Annotated in this window: 15 protein-coding genes, 1 tRNA gene and 1 pseudogene; 11 read left to right on the forward strand and 6 right to left on the reverse strand. The window is 66.5% G+C overall.

The window, feature by feature from the left end; translation table 11 throughout:
* A complete protein-coding gene (zwf, locus tag LXM88_RS09680; protein ID WP_262541656.1) occupies positions 1-1,470 on the reverse strand; it encodes a glucose-6-phosphate dehydrogenase in 1,470 nt (489 codons plus the stop codon).
* Between the two features lie 432 nt (positions 1,471-1,902).
* On the opposite strand from zwf, the gene LXM88_RS09685 reads away from it, so the two are divergent.
* From LXM88_RS09685 to LXM88_RS09700, 4 genes are all read left to right on the forward strand, one after another.
* A complete protein-coding gene (locus LXM88_RS09685) occupies positions 1,903-3,150 on the forward strand; it encodes an ABC transporter substrate-binding protein (RefSeq protein WP_262541657.1) in 1,248 nt (415 codons plus the stop codon).
* 138 nt (positions 3,151-3,288) lie between these two features.
* Positions 3,289-4,227, forward strand: coding sequence for a carbohydrate ABC transporter permease (locus LXM88_RS09690; RefSeq protein WP_262541658.1), 939 nt, complete (start codon positions 3,289-3,291; stop codon positions 4,225-4,227).
* On the forward strand, positions 4,217-5,074 hold the full coding sequence (locus LXM88_RS09695) for a carbohydrate ABC transporter permease (protein ID WP_226154311.1): 858 nt from the start codon (positions 4,217-4,219) through the stop codon (positions 5,072-5,074). Before LXM88_RS09690 ends, LXM88_RS09695 begins: the two co-directional genes overlap by 11 nt.
* A gap of 110 nt (positions 5,075-5,184) precedes the next feature.
* Positions 5,185-6,303: an ABC transporter ATP-binding protein gene (locus LXM88_RS09700; RefSeq protein WP_047900051.1), complete on the forward strand. Its 1,119-nt coding sequence runs from the start codon at positions 5,185-5,187 to the stop codon at positions 6,301-6,303.
* An 89-nt stretch (positions 6,304-6,392) separates the two neighbouring features.
* Here LXM88_RS09700 and LXM88_RS09705 read toward each other — a convergent pair whose 3' ends face one another.
* From LXM88_RS09705 to trxB, 3 genes are all read right to left on the reverse strand, one after another.
* Positions 6,393-7,016 (reverse strand): trimeric intracellular cation channel family protein, encoded by a 624-nt coding sequence (locus LXM88_RS09705; protein ID WP_047900052.1) that lies wholly within the window; start codon positions 7,014-7,016, stop codon positions 6,393-6,395.
* A complete protein-coding gene (locus LXM88_RS09710; protein ID WP_262541659.1) occupies positions 7,003-7,782 on the reverse strand; it encodes a Smr/MutS family protein in 780 nt (259 codons plus the stop codon). The genes LXM88_RS09705 and LXM88_RS09710 overlap by 14 nt, the downstream gene beginning before the upstream one ends.
* Positions 7,783-7,917: 135 nt before the next feature.
* Entirely contained in the window at positions 7,918-8,880 is a 963-nt protein-coding gene (gene trxB, locus LXM88_RS09715; protein WP_262541660.1) for a thioredoxin-disulfide reductase, read from the reverse strand.
* Between the two features lie 400 nt (positions 8,881-9,280).
* Between trxB and LXM88_RS09720 the strand changes: the two genes are divergently transcribed.
* The 3 genes and pseudogenes from LXM88_RS09720 to LXM88_RS09730 all read left to right on the forward strand — a co-directional run bounded on the left by LXM88_RS09720 (position 9,281) and on the right by LXM88_RS09730 (position 13,802).
* The gene (locus LXM88_RS09720; RefSeq protein WP_262541661.1) at positions 9,281-11,590 is read left to right on the forward strand and encodes a DNA translocase FtsK; all 2,310 of its coding nucleotides are present in this window, start codon (positions 9,281-9,283) and stop codon (positions 11,588-11,590) included.
* Positions 11,591-11,678: 88 nt separating this feature from the next.
* A pseudogene (lolA, locus tag LXM88_RS09725) lies at positions 11,679-12,326 on the forward strand (outer membrane lipoprotein chaperone LolA); the annotation flags it as partial.
* Positions 12,327-12,491: 165 nt separating this feature from the next.
* Complete coding sequence (locus LXM88_RS09730) at positions 12,492-13,802, forward strand: replication-associated recombination protein A (RefSeq protein WP_262541664.1); 1,311 nt, start codon at positions 12,492-12,494, stop codon at positions 13,800-13,802.
* A 41-nt stretch (positions 13,803-13,843) separates the two neighbouring features.
* On the opposite strand, the gene LXM88_RS09735 is transcribed toward LXM88_RS09730, so the two are convergent.
* The gene (locus tag LXM88_RS09735) at positions 13,844-14,113 is read right to left on the reverse strand and encodes a DUF2164 domain-containing protein (RefSeq protein WP_072436110.1); all 270 of its coding nucleotides are present in this window, start codon (positions 14,111-14,113) and stop codon (positions 13,844-13,846) included.
* Positions 14,114-14,359: 246 nt separating this feature from the next.
* Here LXM88_RS09735 and serS point away from each other — a divergent pair, with 246 nt between their 5' ends.
* The 3 genes from serS (at position 14,360) to LXM88_RS09750 (ending at position 17,778) form a co-directional block, all read left to right on the forward strand.
* On the forward strand, positions 14,360-15,658 hold the full coding sequence (gene serS, locus LXM88_RS09740) for a serine--tRNA ligase (RefSeq protein ID WP_262541665.1): 1,299 nt from the start codon (positions 14,360-14,362) through the stop codon (positions 15,656-15,658).
* 119 nt (positions 15,659-15,777) lie between these two features.
* Positions 15,778-15,868: transfer RNA gene (locus LXM88_RS09745), tRNA-Ser, on the forward strand.
* A gap of 374 nt (positions 15,869-16,242) precedes the next feature.
* Positions 16,243-17,778, forward strand: coding sequence for a methyl-accepting chemotaxis protein (locus LXM88_RS09750; RefSeq protein WP_262541666.1), 1,536 nt, complete (start codon positions 16,243-16,245; stop codon positions 17,776-17,778).
* A 114-nt stretch (positions 17,779-17,892) separates the two neighbouring features.
* Here LXM88_RS09750 and LXM88_RS09755 read toward each other — a convergent pair whose 3' ends face one another.
* Entirely contained in the window at positions 17,893-19,053 is a 1,161-nt protein-coding gene (locus LXM88_RS09755) for an alkane 1-monooxygenase (protein ID WP_262541667.1), read from the reverse strand.
* A gap of 519 nt (positions 19,054-19,572) precedes the next feature.
* Here LXM88_RS09755 and LXM88_RS09760 point away from each other — a divergent pair.
* Positions 19,573-20,235, forward strand: coding sequence for a GNAT family N-acetyltransferase (locus LXM88_RS09760; RefSeq protein WP_262541668.1), 663 nt, complete (start codon positions 19,573-19,575; stop codon positions 20,233-20,235).
* Positions 20,236-20,310: the final 75 nt, after the last annotated feature.

Genomic DNA, 20,310 nt, shown 5'->3' on the forward strand with positions numbered 1-20,310 from the left:
TCAGTTTTCTTCTTCGAGCCAGCAGGTGTCGTGCTGCGCGAGCATCGCGCTCGCCGCGGCCGGCCCCCACGTGCCCGCCGCGTACGGCTTCGGCGGCTTCAGCGAGCGCGCCCATTCGTTCAGGATCGGCTCGACCCAGCGCCATGCGGCTTCCTGTTCGTCGCGACGCACGAACAGCGCGAGCCGGCCGTTGATCACGTCGAGCAGCAGGCGCTGGTATGCCTCCATCTGCCCTTCCTTGAAGAACTGGTCGAACGCGAGGTCGAGGTGCACGCTCGCGAGGTTCATCCCTTCGCCGGGCTGCTTCGCCAGACAGTACAGGCGGATCGTCTCGTTCGGCTGCAGCCGGATCACGAGGCGGTTCGAACCGGCGCGCAGCGCGGTCGGTCCGAGCGCCGAATGCGGCACCGGGCGGAAGTTGACGACGATCTCCGCGACGCGGTCGGCGAGACGCTTGCCGGTGCGCAGGAAGAACGGCACGCCGGCCCAGCGCCAGTTCTCGATCTCGACCTTCAGCGCGACGAAGGTTTCGGTCTGGCTGTCGGGCTTCACGCCCGGCTCGGTCGCGTAGGCCGGCACCTGCGCGCCCTTGATCACGCCCGCATGATACTGGCCGCGCACGGCAACCTTGCCGATGTCGCGCGGATCGACCGGTTTCAGCGCGCGCAGCACGCGCAGCTTTTCATCACGCACCGAGTCGGAATCCATCGAGTGCGGCGGCTCCATCGCGACGATCGACAGCAGTTGCAGCAGGTGGTTCTGCACCATGTCGCGCAGCGCGCCCGTATTGTCGTAGAAATCGCCGCGCGCTTCGACGCCGAGTTCCTCGGCGATCGTGATCTGGATGCTCTCGACCCATTCGCGGCGCCACAGCGGCTCGAACAGCGCATTGCCGAAGCGCAGCGCGAGCAGGTTCTGCACCGGCTCCTTGCCGAGGTAGTGGTCGATCCGGTAGATCTGGCCTTCCGCGAAGATCTCGCCGACCGCGTCGTTGATCGCATTCGACGAGCGCAGGTCGTAGCCGAGCGGCTTCTCGAGCACGATACGCGAGCCTTCGCTCAGGCCGACCGACGCGAGCGCGTTGCAGATCGGCACGAACAGCGACGGGCCCGTCGCCAGATAGAACACGCGGATGCCGGGCAGCGATGCGATCGCGTCGCGCAGCACGGCGTAGTCTTCCGCGCGGCCGAGGTCGAGCTTCACGTATTCGATGCGTTCGAGGAAGGACTTCCACGCGGTTTCGTCGAACGCCTTGCCGGCCGCCTTGACCGCATGCGGCTTCACATGCGTATCGACCCACTCGAGATAACCCGCCCGATCCGATTCGTGCCGCGCCACGGCGATGATCCGGCCGCTTTCCGCCAGCATGTTCGCACGGTGCGCTTCGAACAGCGCGGGCAGGATCTTGCGCATCGACAGATCGCCGGTGCCGCCGAAAAGTACGAAGGTAAAGCTCGAATCGGTATGCATGTGTCTCCGCCGGGTTGGGGGGTGCTGGGAAGCAATCCGTAGTGCGATAAAAATATTTTTGACACTGAATTGTAGTTTAACTACAATCCGCCGCAAGGGGTAGCACCTGGGTGAAGAAAAAAAGAAGTGCGGTCGATGAACTGCGCGAGCTTCGCCTTCGGGAGCACCTTGTGCCGAATGTTATCGGACATTGACGGCGCGCATCGTCCGCGCACCGTTGGCCCCGGGCTCGCGTCGCATCATCGCGGCGGGCCAGAAACACAAAGAGGAGACACGCCGTTGAATCTCGATTCACGCTTTCTGTAAGAGCCCGGCCGGTCATCGGCCCCGTACGCTGCATGCGTCCCGCGGCTCGATTTCCCCGTCGTTATCAAGAAGCCGGTTCCCGGTCAGGGAACCTCACGAGTTGATTCAGTCTGGAGGAGATAAGTAATGAAAGTTCGCTCGATCATGGGCGCGCTCTGCGCGGCAGGTCTGATGGCTGGCGCCGTGGCGGCGCAGGCAGCCGAGAATGTAACGGTGCTGCACTGGTGGACCTCGGGCGGCGAGTCGAAGGCCGTCGGCGTGCTGAAGGACGACGTGCAGAAGCAGGGTTATGTGTGGAAGGACTTCGCGGTCGCGGGCGGCGCCGGCGCCGCGGCGATGACCGCGCTGAAGACCAAGGTGATCAGCGGCGACGCACCGTCGGCCGCGCAGATCAAGGGCCCGCTGATCCAGGACTGGGCCGACCAGGGCGTGCTCGTCAACGTCGATTCCGCTGCCGGCGACTGGAAGCAGAACCTGCCGCCGGAAATCGACAAGATCATCAAGTACAAGGGCCACACCGTTGCCGCGCCGTTCTCGGTGCACCGCGTGAACTGGCTGTACATCAACAAGGCCGCGCTCGACAAGATCGGTGCGAAGGTGCCGACCACCTGGCCTGAATTCTTCGCGGTGGCCGACAAGCTGAAGGCCGCGGGCATCCAGCCGGTCGCGATGGGCGGCCAGCCGTGGCAGGACCTGACGCTGTGGGAAGACGTCGTGCTGTCGCAGGGCCCGGCGTTCTACAAGAAGGCGCTGGTCGACCTCGACCAGGCGACGCTGACGTCGCCGCAGATGCTGTCCGTGTTCGACACGGTGCGCAAGATCCAGGGCTACTTCGATACGGGCCGTAACGGCCGCGACTGGAACCTCGCGACCGCGATGGTCATCAACGGCAAGGCCGGCATGCAGTTCATGGGCGACTGGGCGAAGGGCGAGTTCGAGAACGCGGGCAAGAAGGCGGGCAAGGACTACATCTGCGCGGCGGTGCCGGGTACCGCGAATTCGTACACGTTCAACGTCGATTCGTTCGTGTTCTTCCAGCAGAAGGGCGAGAAGGCCGCGACGGCGGGCCAGCTCGCGCTCGCGAAGACGATCATGACGCCGGACTTCCAGGAGCAGTTCAGCCTGCTGAAGGGCTCGGTGCCCGTGCGCCTCGGCGTGAAGATGGACAAGTTCGACGACTGCGCGAAGAAGTCGTATGCCGACGAGCAGACCGCGATCAAGTCGGGCGGCTTCGTGCCGTCGCTCGCACACGGGATGGCGCAGAGCGATGCGACCGCCGGCGCGATCACGGACGTCGTGACGAAGTTCATGAACTCGCAGCAGGATTCGAAGAGCGCGGTCGCCGCGCTCGCGAAGGCCGCGAAGGTCAAGTAACGCGCGACAGGCGCCCGGCCGGACCCGCTTCATCGGCCGGGCGTTTTTGCAAGTGCAGCAAACGGGCTCGCCCGCGGGCCTGTGCCGTACCCGGCGCCGGCCCGGCCTGCGCCGCCCTCGTTCCAGGAGTCGAATCAAGTGGCTGCCCCTCTTAGCGGAAACGGATCCGGTGGTGCCGATGCACGGCGTACGTCGCCGATGTCGGCCTTCGCCGATCGCTGGATTCCGAAGCTCGTGCTCGCGCCGAGCGTCGCGATCGCCGTGGTGTTCATCTACGGCTTCATCCTGATTACCGGCTATCTGTCGCTGACCAACTCGCGGCTGTTGCCGAACTACGAATTCGACGGCTTCGGCCGTTACACGGACCTGTTCCAGAACGACGTGTGGTGGACGTCCGCCGCGAACCTCGGCTGGTTCGGGATTCCGTTCATCGCGGTCTGCGTCGCGCTCGGGCTGTTCCTCGCGATCCTGCTCGACCAGCGGATCCGCAACGAAGGCGCGCTGCGCGCGATCTTCCTGTACCCGATGGCGCTGTCGTTCATCGTCACCGGCACCGCGTGGCAGTGGATCCTGAACCCGGGTCTCGGCCTCGAGAAGGTGATGCACGACTGGGGCTGGACGAGTTTCTCGTTTGACTGGCTCGGCGATCCGGACAAGGCGATCTTTTGCGTGGTGATCGCGGCCGTATGGCAGTCGACCGGCTTCGTGATGGCGCTGTTCCTCGCGGGGCTGCGCGGCGTCGATGCCGAGATCTTCAAGGCCGCGCAGGTCGACGGCGCGACGCTGCCGACGATCTACCGCAAGATCGTGATCCCGAGCATGCGCCCGGTGTTCTTCTCGGTGCTGCTGATCCTCTGCCACATCACGATCAAGACCTTCGACCTCGTCGTCGCGCTGACGGCGGGCGGCCCCGGCACGTCGTCGTCGCTGCCGGCGATGTTCATGTATACGTTTTCGTTCAACCGCGGCCAGCTCGGGCTCGGCGCGGCGTCGTCGGTGATGATGCTCGCGACCGTGGTCGCGGTGCTGGTGCCGCTGATGTATATGGAATCGAGGAGCACCCGCAATGCAGCCTAAGATGACGATCAGCCGGGCAGTGATCTACGCGGCGCTGATCCTGTTCGCGCTGTATTTCCTGTTCCCGATCTACGTGATGCTGTCGACGTCGTTCAAGGATCTCGACCAGCTGCGCACCGGCAACCTGCTGACGCCGCCCACCAGCTGGACCATCGATCCGTGGGTGAAGGCATGGAGCGGTGCGTGCACCGGCGTGCGCTGCGACGGGATGAAGCCGTTCTTCCTGAACTCGCTGCAGATGGTGATCCCGGCCGTGCTGATCTCGTCGCTGATCGGCGCGTTCAACGGCTACGTGCTCACGCACTGGCGCTTTCGCGGCGCGGACGCGCTGTTCACGATGATGCTGGTCGGCTGTTTCATCCCGTTCCAGGTGATCCTGCTGCCGATGGCGCGCCTGCAGGGGATGCTCGGCCTCGCCAATACGATCCCCGGCCTCGTGTTCGTGCACGTCGTGTACGGGATCGCGTTCACGACGATGTTCTTTCGCAACTTCTACGTGAGCGTGCCGGCCGAGCTCGTGAAGGCCGCGCGCATCGACGGTGCGGGTTTCTTCACGATCTTCACGAAGATCCTGCTGCCCGTGTCGCTGCCGATCTTCATGGTGTGCCTGATCTGGCAATTCACGCAGATCTGGAACGACTTCCTGTTCGGGATCGTGTTCTCCGGCGTCGACTCGATGCCGATCACGGTGGCGCTGAACAACCTCGTCAACACGTCGACGGGCGTGAAGGAGTACAACGTCGACATGGCCGGCGCGATCATCGCCGCGCTGCCGACGCTGCTCGTGTACATCGTCGCCGGCCGCTACTTCGTGCGCGGGCTGACGGCGGGCGCGGTGAAGGGGTAAGCGCGGCTTTATCCGATACGACGAACCGGCCGCGCACGTCGCGCGGCGCATCGAAACGAACCCGACGCGGCGCCGCAGCGCCGCGCGAGACGAGACTGAGGATTCACAGCATGGCAAGCCTTTCCATCCGTGACGTGTACAAGACCTACCCGAACGGGGTGCCGGTCTTGAAGGGTGTCGACATCGAGATCGAGGACGGACAGTTCCTGATCCTGGTCGGCGGTTCGGGTTGCGGGAAATCGACGCTGCTCAACATGATCGCGGGGCTCGAGACCGTGACGAGCGGCGAGATCTGCATCGACGGCAAGGTCGTCAACGACCTGTCGCCGAAGGATCGCGACATCGCGATGGTGTTCCAGTCGTACGCGCTGTATCCGTCGATGACGGTGCGCGAGAACATCTCGTTCGGCCTGAACATCCGCAAGGTGCCGAAAAGCGAGCAGCAGCAGATCGTCGACCGCGTGTCGCAGATGCTGCAGATCCAGCACCTGCTCGACCGCAAGCCGGGCCAGCTGTCGGGCGGCCAGCGCCAGCGCGTCGCGATGGGCCGCGCGCTCGCGCGCGATCCGTCGCTGTTCCTGTTCGACGAGCCGTTGTCGAACCTCGACGCGAAGCTGCGCATCGAGATGCGTGCGGAAATCAAGCTGCTGCACCAGCGCCTCGGCACGACGATCGTCTACGTGACGCACGACCAGATCGAGGCGATGACGCTCGGCGACCGGATCGCGGTGATGAAGGACGGCGTGGTCCAGCAGTTCGGCGCGCCGCAGGAAATCTACGATTCGCCGTCGAACCTGTTCGTCGCGGGCTTCATCGGCGCGCCGCCGATGAACTTCATCAACGGCAAGCTGGTCGAGCAGGGCAGCGGGATCGCGCTCGAGATCGACACCGGCCTCGCGCGCAGCGCGCTGAAGCTGCCGTTCGACGCGAAGCGGATGAACGGCCACGTCGGCCGCGAGGTGATCCTCGGCCTGCGTCCGGAGCGCATCACCGACGCACGCAACGCGCACAACGGCGAGGCGTCGAGCCTGCAGCCGATCGACGTGCGCGTCGACGTGACCGAGCCGACCGGGCCGGATACGCACGTGTTCGCGCAGGTGAACGGCAAGCGCATCGTGAGCCGCGTGCATCCGGCCGCGAATCCGCAGCCGGGGCAGACGCAGTCGCTGCTGTTCGACGTGTCGAAGGCCGTGCTGTTCGATCCGGCGTCGGAAGAGCGGATCGCGTGATGCGGCGTTCGCGCTGAATGAAGGAGAAGGGGCCGTTTCGATGAACGGCCCCTTTTGTTTTGGCGCTGAAGTCGGCGCCGCGGCGGCAGTCAGTGCGGCAGCCGCACGTCGAACTTGAACGTCGCAAGGCGCGCGGCGAGGATGAAGCCGGTCGCGAGCAGCACGCTGTACACCGAGTCGAACTGCAGCCACACGAGCAGCAGGTAGAACCAGCAGCCGACGAACGCACAGGTCGCGTACGGCCGCGAATCGCGCAGGATCAGCGGGATGTCGTTGCACAGCACGTCGCGGACGATTCCGCCCACCACGCCCGTGATCACGCCCATCATCACCGCGATGAAGCGCGGCATTTCGGCATCGAGCGCGATCGCCGTGCCCGAGATGCTGAAGATGCCGAGCCCGATCGCGTCGGCGACCAGCAGCAGCCGCTCGGCCGACAGCCGCGACAGCATCCGCAAAACGAACGGCGCGAACAGCGCGAGCACGAAGATCGCGATCACGTAGTCGTCGTGCACGACCCAGTAGAACGGCCGGCGCTCCAGCAGGATGTCGCGCAGCGTGCCGCCGCCGAACGCGGTGGCAAGTGCGACGACGAACGTACCGACCGAGTCGAGGCGGTTCTTGCGCGCCTCGATGAAACCCGAAATCGCAAACGCCAGCGTGGCGATCGCCTCCAGTACGGCGATCGCGAGCGTCAGCCTAGGATGCGGCACGCGGCCCCCGGTCGGCCGGCGCCGCGAGCGGCTGCAGCAGCACGAGCACCGCGCCCGCGCCGCCGTCGATGCCGCGCGCCTCGCAGAACGCGATCACTTCTTCCTTCTGCACGAGCCACGCGCGCACCTTGCCCTTCAGCACGGGTTCCTTGCCGATCGAGCCGAGCCCCTTGCCGTGGATCACGCGCAGGCAGCGCAGCCCCTTCTTGCCGGCTTCGCGGATGAATTCGGCAAGCGCGTCGCGCGCCTCGTCGCGGCGCATCCCGTGCAGGTCGAGCTGCGCCTGCACGATCCACGCGCCGCTCCTCAGCTTGCGCACGACGTCGCGGCTGATGCCGGGGCGGTGGTAATACAGCGAGTCGTCGGTGTCGAGCAGCGTCTCGGGATCGAATTCGTCGGACAACGTCGCGTTCAGCACGTCTTCCTCGTCGCGCTGCGTCTGTTTCGGCACCGGGTCGGGCGGCGTGCGGCCGGACTTCGCGCGCGGCGGCGCGTTCAGCGGCTGGATCGCGCCGATCTCGTTGCGGAACAGGTTCGCGTCGGCTTCGGCCTTGCGCTCGGCCTTCGCGGTTTCGATGCGCGTGCGTTCGCGGCGCTCGGCTTCGCCCTTCAGGTTCGCGCGCAGCGCGCCGAGGCCGGCGAGGCCCTGGCCGCGCAATGCGGCCGGATCGGGCGCGGGCGGCGGCGCGGCCGGCGCGGGGTTCGAGGGACGGGCGGCGATCTGCCGCTTCGCGGGATCGCTCGGATGGGGCTGGTTCTTCGCCATGATTCGGTAGCAGGGCAGGCGCGTTCGGGCGCGCGGGCAAAAAAAAGCCGCTGCGCGGCGGCAGCGGCTTTCCGGTCGAGCCCGCTTCGCGGCAGCGGACGCCATTGTAGCGCCCGGCGCGGCAAGGCTCGCGGCTTACTTCTTGTCGTGCAGGCTTTCGAGGTAGCGCTGCGCGTCGAGCGCGGCCATGCAGCCCGTGCCCGCGCTCGTGATCGCCTGGCGGTACACGTTGTCCTGCACGTCGCCCGCGGCGAACACGCCCGCGACGCTCGTCGACGTCGCGTTGCCGTGCAGGCCGCTCTTCGTCAGGATATAGCCGTCCTTCATCTCGAGCTGGCCCTGGAACAGGTCGGTGTTCGGCTTGTGGCCGATCGCGACGAACACGCCCTGCACGTTGAGGTCTTCCGTTGCGCCGCTCTTCACGTTCTTGATGCGCAGGCCCGTGACGCCCGAATCCGCACCCGTCACTTCGTCGAGCACGTGATCCCACTTGATCACGACGGCGCCTTCCTTTTCCTTCTCCAGCAGGCGGTCGATCAGGATCGGCTCCGCGCGGAACTTGTCGCGGCGGTGGATCACCGTGACCTTCTTCGCGATGCCTGTCAGGTAGAGCGCTTCCTCGACGGCCGTGTTGCCGCCGCCGATCACCGCGACTTCCTGGCCGCGGTAGAAGAAGCCGTCGCAGGTTGCGCAGGCCGACACGCCCTTGCCCATGAACGCTTCTTCGGACGGCAGGCCGAGATATTGCGCGGACGCGCCGGTCGCGATGATCAGCGAGTCGCACGTGTATTCGCCCGAGTCGCCGATCAGGCGGATCGGCTGCTCGTGCAGTTTCGCGGTGTGGATGTGGTCGAAGACGATTTCGGTGTTGAAGCGCTCGGCGTGCTCGAGGAAGCGCGCCATCAGCTCCGGACCCTGCACGCCTTGCGCGTCTGCCGGCCAGTTTTCGACATCGGTCGTGGTCATCAGCTGGCCGCCCTGCGCGATGCCGGTGACCAGCACCGGGGACAGGTTGGCGCGTGCCGCGTAGACGGCAGCCGTGTAGCCGGCGGGGCCGGAACCGAGAATCAGGACTTTGGCGTGTTTGGGCGTGGACATGTGCGAATCCGTTAAAAGCGGCCACGGCGGGCGGGGTAGGGCTCGCCGTACGGTCCGGGTTGACCGGGATGCCGTCATAGATGGGTATCAGTCGCGCATTATAAAGGCCCCGTTGCTGCGTTGCCGAACGAGAGTTTCAATCGTGCCGATAGCGTTTCGCGGCGCGCGTCCCGCGCCGGCACGGCGGGCCGGGCGCGCGGCCGGCATGCGGCGGTGCGTTGTCGCAGGGCCGGGCAAGGGCACGGCCGTCCGTCCGGCTTGCGGTCGCGTGAGGCGCCCGGTTCGGGACCCCGTCCCTGTTATGTAACCGTCATTTACACTTGGCGGCCCAGTGCAGCGTTTACAATAAGCGGGATCGAACGACAGGCGGGCGCACGGCCCGTCCTCTTTATACGGATTCATGGCAAAAGCTCCTTATTCCGCCCAGGCACAGGCGTTGCCGCACCGGATGTCGAAGCTCCTCACGGAGATCCGCTGGATTCTCCAGGTCGCGCTCTGCGCATTTCTGGTGATGGCCCTGCTGAGCTACAGCCGGCGCGATCCGAGCTGGACGCACGCCGCGCAGGTGGACCACATCTCCAACTGGGCCGGCCGCGTCGGCGCGTGGACGGCCGACATCATCCTGCTGCTGTTCGGCCTGTCGGCCTACTGGCTGATCGTGCCGCTCGGGCGGCGCATCGCCGTCAACTACCGCCGCATCACGCGCCACGAGGCGATTCCCGACGAACCCGAGCGGCCGATCGGCTGGCTCACCGAGATCTTCTCGTTCGTGCTCGTCGTGCTGGCATGCGACGGCATCGAGGCGCTGCGCATGTGGTCGCTGAAGGTGCAGTTGCCGCGCGCGCCGGGCGGCGTCGTCGGCGAGGCCGTTGCCGGCGCGATGTCGCACGCGTTCGGCTTCACGGGCGGCACGCTGCTGCTGCTGATCGCGCTCTCGATCGGCCTGTCGCTGTATTTCCGTTTCTCGTGGCTGTCGGTCGCCGAGCGCGTCGGCGGCGCGATCCTGTCCGCCGTCAACGTCGCGAAGCTGCGCCGCGAGGCCGAGCGCGACCGCAAGCTCGGCGAGGCCGCGGCCGTGCGCCGCGAAGGCAAGGTCGAAGAGGAGCGCGTGCGCATCGAGGATCACGAGCCCGTGACGATCGTGCCGCCGGTCGTCACGCCGGCGAAGTCCGAGCGCGTCGAACGCGAGCGCCAGGTGCCGCTGTTCACCGACCTGCCGGGCGATTCGACGCTGCCGCCGGTGTCGCTGCTCGATCCCGCGCCGAAGACGCAGGAAGCGATTTCGGCCGATACGCTCGAATTCACGTCGCGCCTGATCGAGAAGAAGCTGAAGGATTTCGGCGTCGAGGCGAGCGTCGTCGCCGCGTATCCGGGCCCGGTCGTCACACGCTACGAGATCGAGCCGGCCACCGGCGTGAAGGGCAGCCAGATCGTCAACCTCGCGAAGGACCTCGCGCGCTCGCTGTCGCTCGTGTCGATCCGCGTCGTCGAGACGATCCCCGGCAAGAACTACATGGCGCTCGAACTGCCGAACCAGCGCCGCCAGACGGTGCACCTGTCCGAGATCATCGGTTCCGAAGTGTATGCGGCCGCCTCGTCGGCGCTGACGCTGAGCCTCGGCAAGGACATCGGCGGCAAGCCCGTGTGCGCGGACCTCGCGAAGATGCCGCACCTGCTCGTCGCCGGCACGACCGGTTCGGGCAAGTCGGTCGGGATCAACGCGATGATCCTGTCGCTGCTGTACAAGGCGACCGCCGACCAGGTGCGCCTGATCCTGATCGATCCGAAGATGCTCGAAATGAGCGTCTACGAAGGCATTCCGCACCTGCTGTGCCCGGTCGTCACCGACATGCGCCAGGCGGGCCACGCGCTGAACTGGACGGTCGCGGAGATGGAGCGCCGCTACAAGCTGATGAGCAAGCTCGGCGTGCGCAACCTCGCGGGCTACAACAACAAGATCGACGATGCGGCGAAGCGCGAGGAAAAGCTCCCGAATCCGTTCAGCCTGACGCCGGAAGATCCCGAGCCGCTCGGCCGCCTGCCGAACATCGTCGTCGTGATCGACGAGCTTGCCGACCTGATGATGGTCGTCGGCAAGAAGGTCGAGGAGCTGATCGCGCGGATCGCGCAGAAGGCGCGTGCGGCCGGCATCCACCTGATCCTCGCGACGCAGCGTCCGTCCGTCGACGTGATCACGGGCCTGATCAAGGCGAACGTGCCGACGCGGATCGCGTTCCAGGTGTCGTCGAAGATCGACTCGCGCACGATTCTCGACCAGATGGGCGCCGAATCGCTGCTCGGGATGGGCGACATGCTGTACCTGCCGCCCGGCAGCGGGCTGCCCGTTCGCGTGCACGGCGCGTTCGTCGGCGACGACGAAGTGCATCGCGTCGTCGAGAAGCTCAAGGAGCAGGGCGAGCCGAACTACGTCGAGGGCCTGCTCGAAGGCGGCACGGCCGACGGCGACGAGGGCTCGGCCGGCGCGGGAACCGGCGAAGGCGGCAGCGAGTCTGATCCGCTGTACGACCAGGCGGTCGAGATCGTCATCAAGAACCGCCGCGCGTCGATCTCGCTCGTGCAGCGTCATCTGCGGATCGGCTATAACCGCGCGGCGCGGCTGCTCGAACAGATGGAACAGTCGGGGCTCGTGTCGGCGATGTCGTCGAGCGGCAACCGCGAAATTCTTGTGCCGGCGCGCGACGCGGAATGAGTCCGCGGCGCCCGCAGCGCCGGCCACCCACGGAGAAAACCGCATCATGCAGCAACTTTCGTTCGTTTCTTCCCTTCGTTCGACGCGGCGCTGGCTCGGCGCGGCGTTCGCCGGCGCATCGCTGATGCTCGCGGCGACGCACGCGTTCGCGGGCGGCACCGAACAGCTGAAGGCCTTCGTGTCGCAGGTGCGCTCGGCGAAGGGCGACTTCACGCAGCAGATCGTCAAGGCGCCGGCCAAGGGCGCGAGCGCCGTGCAGGCCGCGCCGAAGCCCACCGACAATTCGAGCGGCACCTTCGTGTTCGCGCGGCCGGGCAAGTTCATCTGGACGTACCAGAAGCCGTACCAGCAGGTGCTGCAGGCCGACGGCGACAAGCTCTACGTGTACGACCGCGATTTGAACCAGGTCACCGAGCGCAAGCTGAACGGCGCGCTGGGCGCGAGCCCCGCCGCGATCCTGTTCGGCAGCAACGATCTCGACAAGAACTACACGCTGCGCGATGCCGGCGAGAAGGGCGGCATCGAATGGCTCGAGATGCTGCCGAAGGCGCAGGACACGCAGTTCCAGCGGATCGGCATCGGCTTCAGGAACGGCACGCTCGCCGCGATGGAGCTGCATGACGTGTTCGGCAACGTCACGCTGCTGACGTTCACGAACATCCAGACGAATCCGCCGCTGAAGGGCGATACGTTCAAGTTCGTCGTGCCGAAGGGCGCGGACGTGATCACCGGCTGACCGGCGCCGCGCGCCGCGTGTTTCGCAACGGGCCTGCCGGCGACGGCAGGCCCGTGTTGTTTCCGGGCGCCGGGCACCGGGCACGGCGGCGCCGTCGCGCGGCTGTCATAATGTCGGGTCCGGCGGCCGGTCCGGCCGCCATCGTTTGATGTGGAGCGAGGGTTCATGTCCGACCTGTTTCAAGTCGAGCCGCGCCGGCCGCTCGCCGAGGCGCTGCGGCCGAAGACGCTCGCCGAGGTGATCGGCCAGACGCATCTGCTGGGCGAAGGCAAGCCGCTGCGGCTCGCGTTCGAATCGGGCAAGCCGCATTCGATGATCCTGTGGGGGCCGCCCGGCGTCGGCAAGACCACGCTCGCGCGGCTCACCGCGCTCGCGTTCGACTGCGAATTCATTGCGCTGTCCGCGGTGCTCGGCGGCGTGAAGGACATCCGCGAGTCGATGGAGCAGGCGAAGGACACGCTGAACCGCACCGGCCGCCACACGATCCTGTTCGTCGACGAGATCCACCGCTTCAACAAGGGGCAGCAGGATGCACTGCTGCCGTTCGTCGAGTCGGGGCTCGTGACCTTCATCGGCGCGACGACCGAGAACCCGAGCTTCGAAGTCAACTCGGCGTTGCTGTCGCGTGCGCAGGTGTACGTGCTGAAGTCGCTGGACGACGACGAGATGCGCCAGTTGCTGAAGCGCGCGCAGGAAATCGCGCTCGACGGCCTCGCGTTCGACGACAAGGCGATCGATACGCTGGTCGGTTATGCGGACGGCGATGCGCGGCGCTTCCTGAACCTGCTCGAGCAGGCGCAGACGGCCGCATCGTCGGCCGGCGTCGCGACGATCGACGCCGCATTCGTCAGCAGCGCGATGACGCTGAATGCGCGGCGCTTCGACAAGGGCGGCGACAACTTCTACGACCAGATCTCGGCGCTGCACAAGTCGGTGCGCGGGTCGAGCCCCGACGGCGCGCTGTACTGGTTCTGCCGGATGATCGACGGCGGCGCGGATCCGAAGTATCTCGCGCGGCGCATCGTGCGGATGGCGTGGGAAGACATCGGCCTTGCCGATCCGCGCGCGCTGCAGATGGCGAACGACGCGGCCGAAACCTACGAGCGGCTCGGCTCGCCGGAGGGCGAACTCGCGCTCGGGCAGGCGGTGATCTATCTCGCATGCGCGGCGAAGAGCAACGCGGGCTACAACGCGTTCAACCAGGCGATGGCGTTCGTGAAGCAGGACAAGTCGCGCGAGGTGCCGGTGCATCTGCGCAACGCACCGACCAAGCTGATGAAGGAACTCGGCTACGGCCACGCGTACCGTTATGCGCACGACGAACCGAATGCGTATGCGGCCGGCGAGACGTACCTGCCGGACGGGGTGCGCGAGCCGCACTGGTACAAGCCGGTGCCGCGCGGGCTCGAATCGAAGATCGCCGACAAGCTCGCGTGGCTGCGCGAGCTCGACCGCGAGGCCGGCAAGAAGGACTGACACGCAACGCGCGGATCGGCTGGTGCCCCGTTCCGAATGCGTCAGCGCTTGCGGCCCGGCTGCTGTTTCTTCCAGTACTCGAACGGCTCCTCGTGGCAGTCGATGTCGAGCTCGGCGACCCGTGCTTGCAGGCGTTCCTGTGCGTCGGCGATCGCGAGGTTGTAGATCGCGGGCGCGATCTCCTCGACGAAGAAGTGCAGCAGCGCGCCGGCCTGGATGTTGCCGATCGGCTCGTCCATGTTTTCTGTGAAATAACGTTGCAGCGACGCGATCGCGCGGTCGCGTACTTCCTTGTCCAGTTCGATGGCCATCGGGTTCCTTGAAGGGCGGTGATGCGGAGGCGAGGGCGTCGAGTGTCGCGTTGCGTGCTGCCGTTGCAGGCGTTTCGCCGTCCGCAATGGTTTGGCACAATGTGACGCTCCGGCCGCCTGGGCGAGCCGGCATGTCGATACTGCCACGACCGGCCGTTTTCGGGCATCGTCCATCAGGCCGACGCCGTGGCGGCCGCGCGGTGCGTTAGAATTCCCGTCTTACACAACGATTTTCCAAGTCCTCCCATGCTCGACATCCAGTTGCTGCGCAAAGACCTCGACGGCGTCGCGAAGCGCCTCGCCGATCGCGGCTACACCCTCGACATCGCCGCGTTCTCCGCGCTCGAAGCGGAACGCCGCGCGATCCAGACCCGCACCGAAGAGCTCCAGGCGCGCCGCAACAGCCTGTCGAAGCAGATCGGCGCGATGAAGGGGAAGGGCGAGGACACGTCGGCCGTGATGGCCGAGGTCGGCGGGATCGGCGACGAGATGAAGGCGGGAGAAGCCAAGCTCGGCGACATCCAGGCGCGCCTGTCCGACCTGATGCTGGGCATGCCGAACGTCGCGCACGAAAGCGTGCCGGTCGGCAACGACGAAGCCGACAATGTCGAGGCGCGCCGCTGGGGCACGCCGCGCCAGTTCGACTTCGAGGCGAAGGATCACGTCGATGTCGGCACGCCGCTCGGCCTCGATTTCGAGACGGGCGCGAAGCTCGCCGGCGCGCGCTTCACGATGCTGCGCGGCCCGATCGCGCGCCTGCACCGCGCACTCGCGCAGTTCATGATCGACACGCACACGCAGCAGCACGGCTACACCGAGACGTACACGCCGTACATCGTGAACCCGGAAATCCTCTACGGCACGGGCCAGTTGCCGAAGTTCGCGGACGACATGTTCCGGGTCGAGAAGGGCGGCGCGGAGAACACGGTCACGCAATACCTGATCTCCACGTCGGAGATCTCGCTGACGAACACCGTGCGCGAGTCGATCGTCGATGCGTCCGCGCTGCCGATCAAGCTGACCGCGCATTCGCCGTGCTTCCGCTCGGAAGCCGGTTCGTACGGCCGCGACACGCGCGGGATGATCCGCCAGCACCAGTTCGACAAGGTCGAGATGGTGCAGGTCGTCGCGCCGGAAACGTCGTACGCGGCGCTCGACGAGATGGTCGGCCATGCGGAGGCGATCCTGCAGAAGCTCGGCCTGCCGTACCGCGTGATCACGCTGTGCACGGGCGACATGGGCTTCTCGGCCGCGAAGACGTTCGACCTCGAGGTGTGGCTGCCCGCGCAGAACACCTATCGCGAGATCTCGAGCTGCTCGAACACCGAGGCGTTCCAGGCGCGCCGGATGCAGGCGCGTTTCCGCAACGCGCAGGGCAAGCCCGAGCTCGTGCATACGCTGAACGGGTCGGGTCTCGCGGTCGGCCGTACGCTCGTCGCGGTGCTGGAGAACTACCAGAACGCGGACGGCTCGGTCACGGTGCCGGAAGTGCTGCGTCCGTACATGGGCGGCATGGAGCGGATCGACGCGCCTGCACAGGCGTAGTGAAATCGGCTGCCGAAGCCCTTGCAAAAAAATTTGCGCAAAAGGCTTGTCAGCTCAGAAAAGATCGTTTTATAATCTTTTCTTTCCCGGACATGACCAACCGGGAAATGCAGTAAAACGGAGAGGTGGCAGAGTGGTCGAATGTACCTGACTCGAAATCAGGCGTACGGTTTCCCCGTACCGTGGGTTCGAATCCCACCCTCTCCGCCAGAATACGGAACCCCTTGATCCGGAAGGATCAAGGGGTTTTTCGTTTTGGGTCTCCGGCGCGATGCATCGGTCGCCGTACCGTTCGTCCTCGCGATCACGTGGCGGCATGACGACCTCGCCGAATTCATCACGCTGTTCGCTTCGCACTGCTTGTCGTGGTCTTCGTCTCGACACCGTTTCCGTCGCAAAGCGCAGTCGTTCATTTCGGCATCGCCGATCCGTACGCGGCGTCGACCGTGTCCCGCTACGGCCTGCTGCGCCACCCGTCTTCGTCGCTTTCCTCAGTTTTAAGCCTTCTCGTCCCGAGCCGTTAACACGGTGCGGCGGCCGGCGCACGTGCCGAGCCGCGTCGTCCCCCGTCGACCCAAGGTCCCATGAAGCTGAGCTACAAGATTCCCCTCGCGTTCGCCGTCGCGCTGCTGCTGATGTTCTGCGGCGCGCTGTACGGCATCCACATCCTCAACCGGTCGATCGACACCTTCGCCGAAGACGTGCAGACGAACGTCGGCGACGAACGGCTCGTGTCGGCCACGCTCGTGCAGTTCAAGCTGCAGGTGCAGGAATGGAAGGACACGCTGCTGCGCGGCAAGCAGCCCGACAAGCTCGACCGGTACTGGCAGGCGTTCCAGACGCGCGAGCGTACGGTCGATTCGCTTGCCGCTCAGCTCGTCCGTCAGTTGCCGCCCGGCGAGAGCCGCTCGCTCGTCGAACAGTTCATGCGTGCGCACACCGCGATGGGCGACGGCTACCGGCGCGGCTTCGACGCGTTCAAGGCGGCCGGCTTCGAGCCGTCGGCCGGCGATGCCGCCGTCGCGGGCGTCGACCGCGAACCCGCGGCGCTGCTGGAGCGGGCCGCGAAGTCGATTGCCGACGAGAGTGCCGCCGTGTCGGCGCAGGCGAGCCGCGACGCGCAGCGCGCGACCACCGCGAGCCTCGCGCTGATGCTGGTCGTGCTCGGCGTCGCGATGGTCGGTGCGTTCCTGTTCAGCCGCGCGATCCTGCGTCCGCTCGACCGTGCGGTGGCGTGTGCGCAGGCCGTCGCCGGCGGCGACCTGACGCGCAACGTCGATGCAACCGGCCGCGACGAGATCTCCGATCTGCTGCGTGCGTTGCAGACGATGCAGACGAGCCTGTCGGGCGTCGTGCTCGAAGTGCGGACGCATGCCGAAGCCGTCGCGACGGCGAGCGCGCAGATCGCGTCGGGCAATCACGATCTGTCGTCGCGCACCGAATCGCAGGCCGCGTCGCTCGAGGAGACGGCGGCCAGCATGACCGAGCTGACGGGCATCGTGCGCCAGTCGGCCGAGCACGCGCAGCACGCGGCACAGCTTGCGCGCGACGCATCGAATATCGCGTCAGCCGGCGGCGGCGTGATGACGGACGCCGTCCACACGATGAACGGCATTGCCGACAGCGCGGCAAAGGTCGGCGAAATCATCGCGGTGATCGACGGCATCGCGTTCCAGACCAACATCCTCGCGCTGAACGCGGCCGTCGAGGCGGCCCGTGCGGGCGAGCAGGGGCGCGGCTTCGCGGTCGTCGCGGCCGAGGTGCGCACGCTCGCGCAGCGCAGCGCGTCGGCTGCGAAGGAGATCAAGGGGCTCATCGAGCAATCGACGCAGCGGGTCGACGAGGGCGCCGTGCTGATCGGTCGCGCGGGCGAATCGATTCACGAGATCGTCGGCGCGGTGCAGCGCGTCACGACGATCGTCGGCGAGATCTCGTCGGCGTCGCAGGAGCAGAGCGGCGGCATCCAGCAGGTGAACGTCGCGGTCACGCAGATGGACGAAGCGACGCAGCGCAACGCGGCGCTCGTCGAGCAGGCCACGGCCGCGACGCAGGCGCTGGCCGAGCAGGCGAGCGCGCTGCGGCACGCGGTGGCCGTGTTCAGGCTGCCGGAAATGGCATGACGGCGCGGTCGTCGCACCGGGTTCCGAAGGAACCGGATGCCGGCGCGGCGGCGGCTTTCAGCGGCGCGCGACGTGGCGAGTGCGCACCGACTCCCGCCGTTCGGTCATCCGCAATCACGCCGCGGCCGGATACTGCGCAAGCACCCTGTCGCGAATCGACGGCTTGATGTTCGATTGCGCCATGTCGCCGCCATAGTGCGCAACGACGCGCGGATTCATCACGCGATACCAGAGCGGCGGCACGTACGCGAACAGGATCATCGTCGCGTAGCCGGCCGGCAGTTGCGGCGCATCGTCGAAGTGGCGCAGCGCCTGGTACGAGCGCGTCGGATTCGCGTGATGGTCGGCGTGCCGCTGCAACTGGTACAGGAACAGGTTGGTGACGACGTGATTGCTGTTCCACGAATGCTGCGGCGTGCAGCGCTCGTAGCGGCCGCTCGGCAGCCTGCGGCGGCCGAGCCCGTAGTGCTCGACGTAGTTCACGACTTCGAGCAGCGATGCGCCGTAGACGGCCTGGATCACGAGGAACGGGATCACGACCTTGCCGGCCATCGCGATCGCGATGCCCCACACGACGACGGTCATCGCCCATGCGTGCAGCACCTCGTTGCGCCAGGTCCACGGCGAATGCCCGAGCCGCTCGAGGCGAGCTTGTTCGAGCCGCCATGCCGAGCGGATGCTGCCGGTCACGGTGCGCGGCAGGAACGCCCAGAACGACTCGCCGTAGCGCGCGCTCGCCGGATCCTCGGCCGTCGCGACGCGCACGTGGTGGCCGCGGTTGTGCTCGACATAGAAGTGGCCGTATGCGACCGGCGCGAGCGTGATCTTCGCGAGCCAGCGTTCGAAGCGGTTCGTCTTGTGCCCGAGCTCGTGCGCGGTATTGATCGAGATGCCCGTCGCGGCGCCGAGCGACAACGCGAAGCCGACGTAGTCGTACCACGCGAGCGTGTGCGTGCCGACGATCCACACGCACACGAAGAACGCGACGTATTCGACGAGCGTCGCGAGATAGACGATGAACCGGTAATAACGCTCCCGTTCGAGGTGCGGCACGACGGCTTCGGGCGGATTGTCGCGATCGTCGCCGATCAGCGTGTCGAGGATCGGGATCACGCCGAACGCGAACAGCGGACCGAACCACCAGAACACGTGAAGGCCGGTCGACAGCGCAAGCTGGGCGGAGAGAATCGGCAGCGTGATCGTCAGTGCGCCGAGCAGCCACAGGTAACGCTTGCCATCCGACCAGCCCGAAGCCGATTCGTCGGTCATTGCCATTGTCTCCCTCCAGTCGGCCGGCCCGAGGGCGGCCGCATGCACGGTTGTTCGAATCCTCGTTGGTCCGCGACGCGCGCGCGGCGGCACCGGATCGTCGCCCGGTTCTGCCTGTTATACGACCCGTGCGCACGCTTTCCAATCCCCGGCGCTAGGCGCCACGCTCCAAACGGAGTACCGCGTGCGACGCATGCCGGGAAGGGCCGGTGCGCGCCGATTGAAACATGCACGCGAGACCGGATCGGCCCGCGCGATCCGCGTGTTTGTCAGACGATTAGTGCGACTTGACGAGAGCTGACACCGGCTCCGCAGGTCCGCAACAAATGTTGCATTGCAATAAATGGAATGGCGCGAGTACCGGCAGCGGCGCTTTTCGGTTGCATATCTTACGTAGCATTACGGCATTCCCGGAGAAATGCGAAGCCGCCCGAAATGCGATTGCCGCGCATCGCAAGGCGAACGGCGCAGCGCGTCGAGCGACCACGCAGCGGCGGCCGTTCGTCGGTACCCATCGACACGCCGATGCTGCACCTGCACACCGGTTGGTGCACGCCGCCACCGGCGGCGCCTGCCGCCTTTCGATTCGCGCCGCCATTTGAAAATAACGATTTGACTCATGCCCCGCTTTCGGTTGAAGCTAGTAGCTTGCTGTCCGAAGGGGGCTGTGCCTGCATGAGTTCGACCTTGACCGTTCGTCGTATCGTTGCCGACCAGGGCGGCGTGTATCGCGAACTCCGCGCCGCATCGCTACGTGAGCCCTATGCGCCCGGCGAAGCGCCGGAGGCCGAATTGCTGAACGTCGAAACGGACGCTGCATCGGCGATTGCCGCGCAGCGCGCCGTGTCCGACGAGTCGACGACTTTCCTGCTGTACACCGAAGGCCATCCGGCCGGCATGATCGGCGCGTATTTCGACAACACGCCCGATCGGCGTGCGTTCGTCAGCGAGCTGTGGGTCGCGCACGCGGTGCGCCACCTGCGCGGCGGCGTGCTGCTGCTTGAAACGGCCACCGCGTGGCTCGCCGAGCGCGGCGCCCGGGAGGTCTATGCATGGATCGCCGATGCAAACCGTAACGCGATTCGTTTCTACGAACGCGCGGGTTTCGGCAACACCGGCGAACACGCGCCGATCGCGCGGATGCCCGGCGCGATGAAATCGCTGTTCGTGTCGCAAGTGAAGCACTGAAGTGACGCCCGCGCGGCGCGATGAAGGCCTGGTCGCCCGCTTGCCTGCCCGCCTGCCGGTTGCGCGCCCGCCCGG

Source organism: Burkholderia sp. S-53 (genome assembly GCF_025560745.1).
In the GTDB taxonomy this organism is placed as follows: Bacteria; Pseudomonadota; Gammaproteobacteria; order Burkholderiales; family Burkholderiaceae; genus Burkholderia; species Burkholderia pyrrocinia.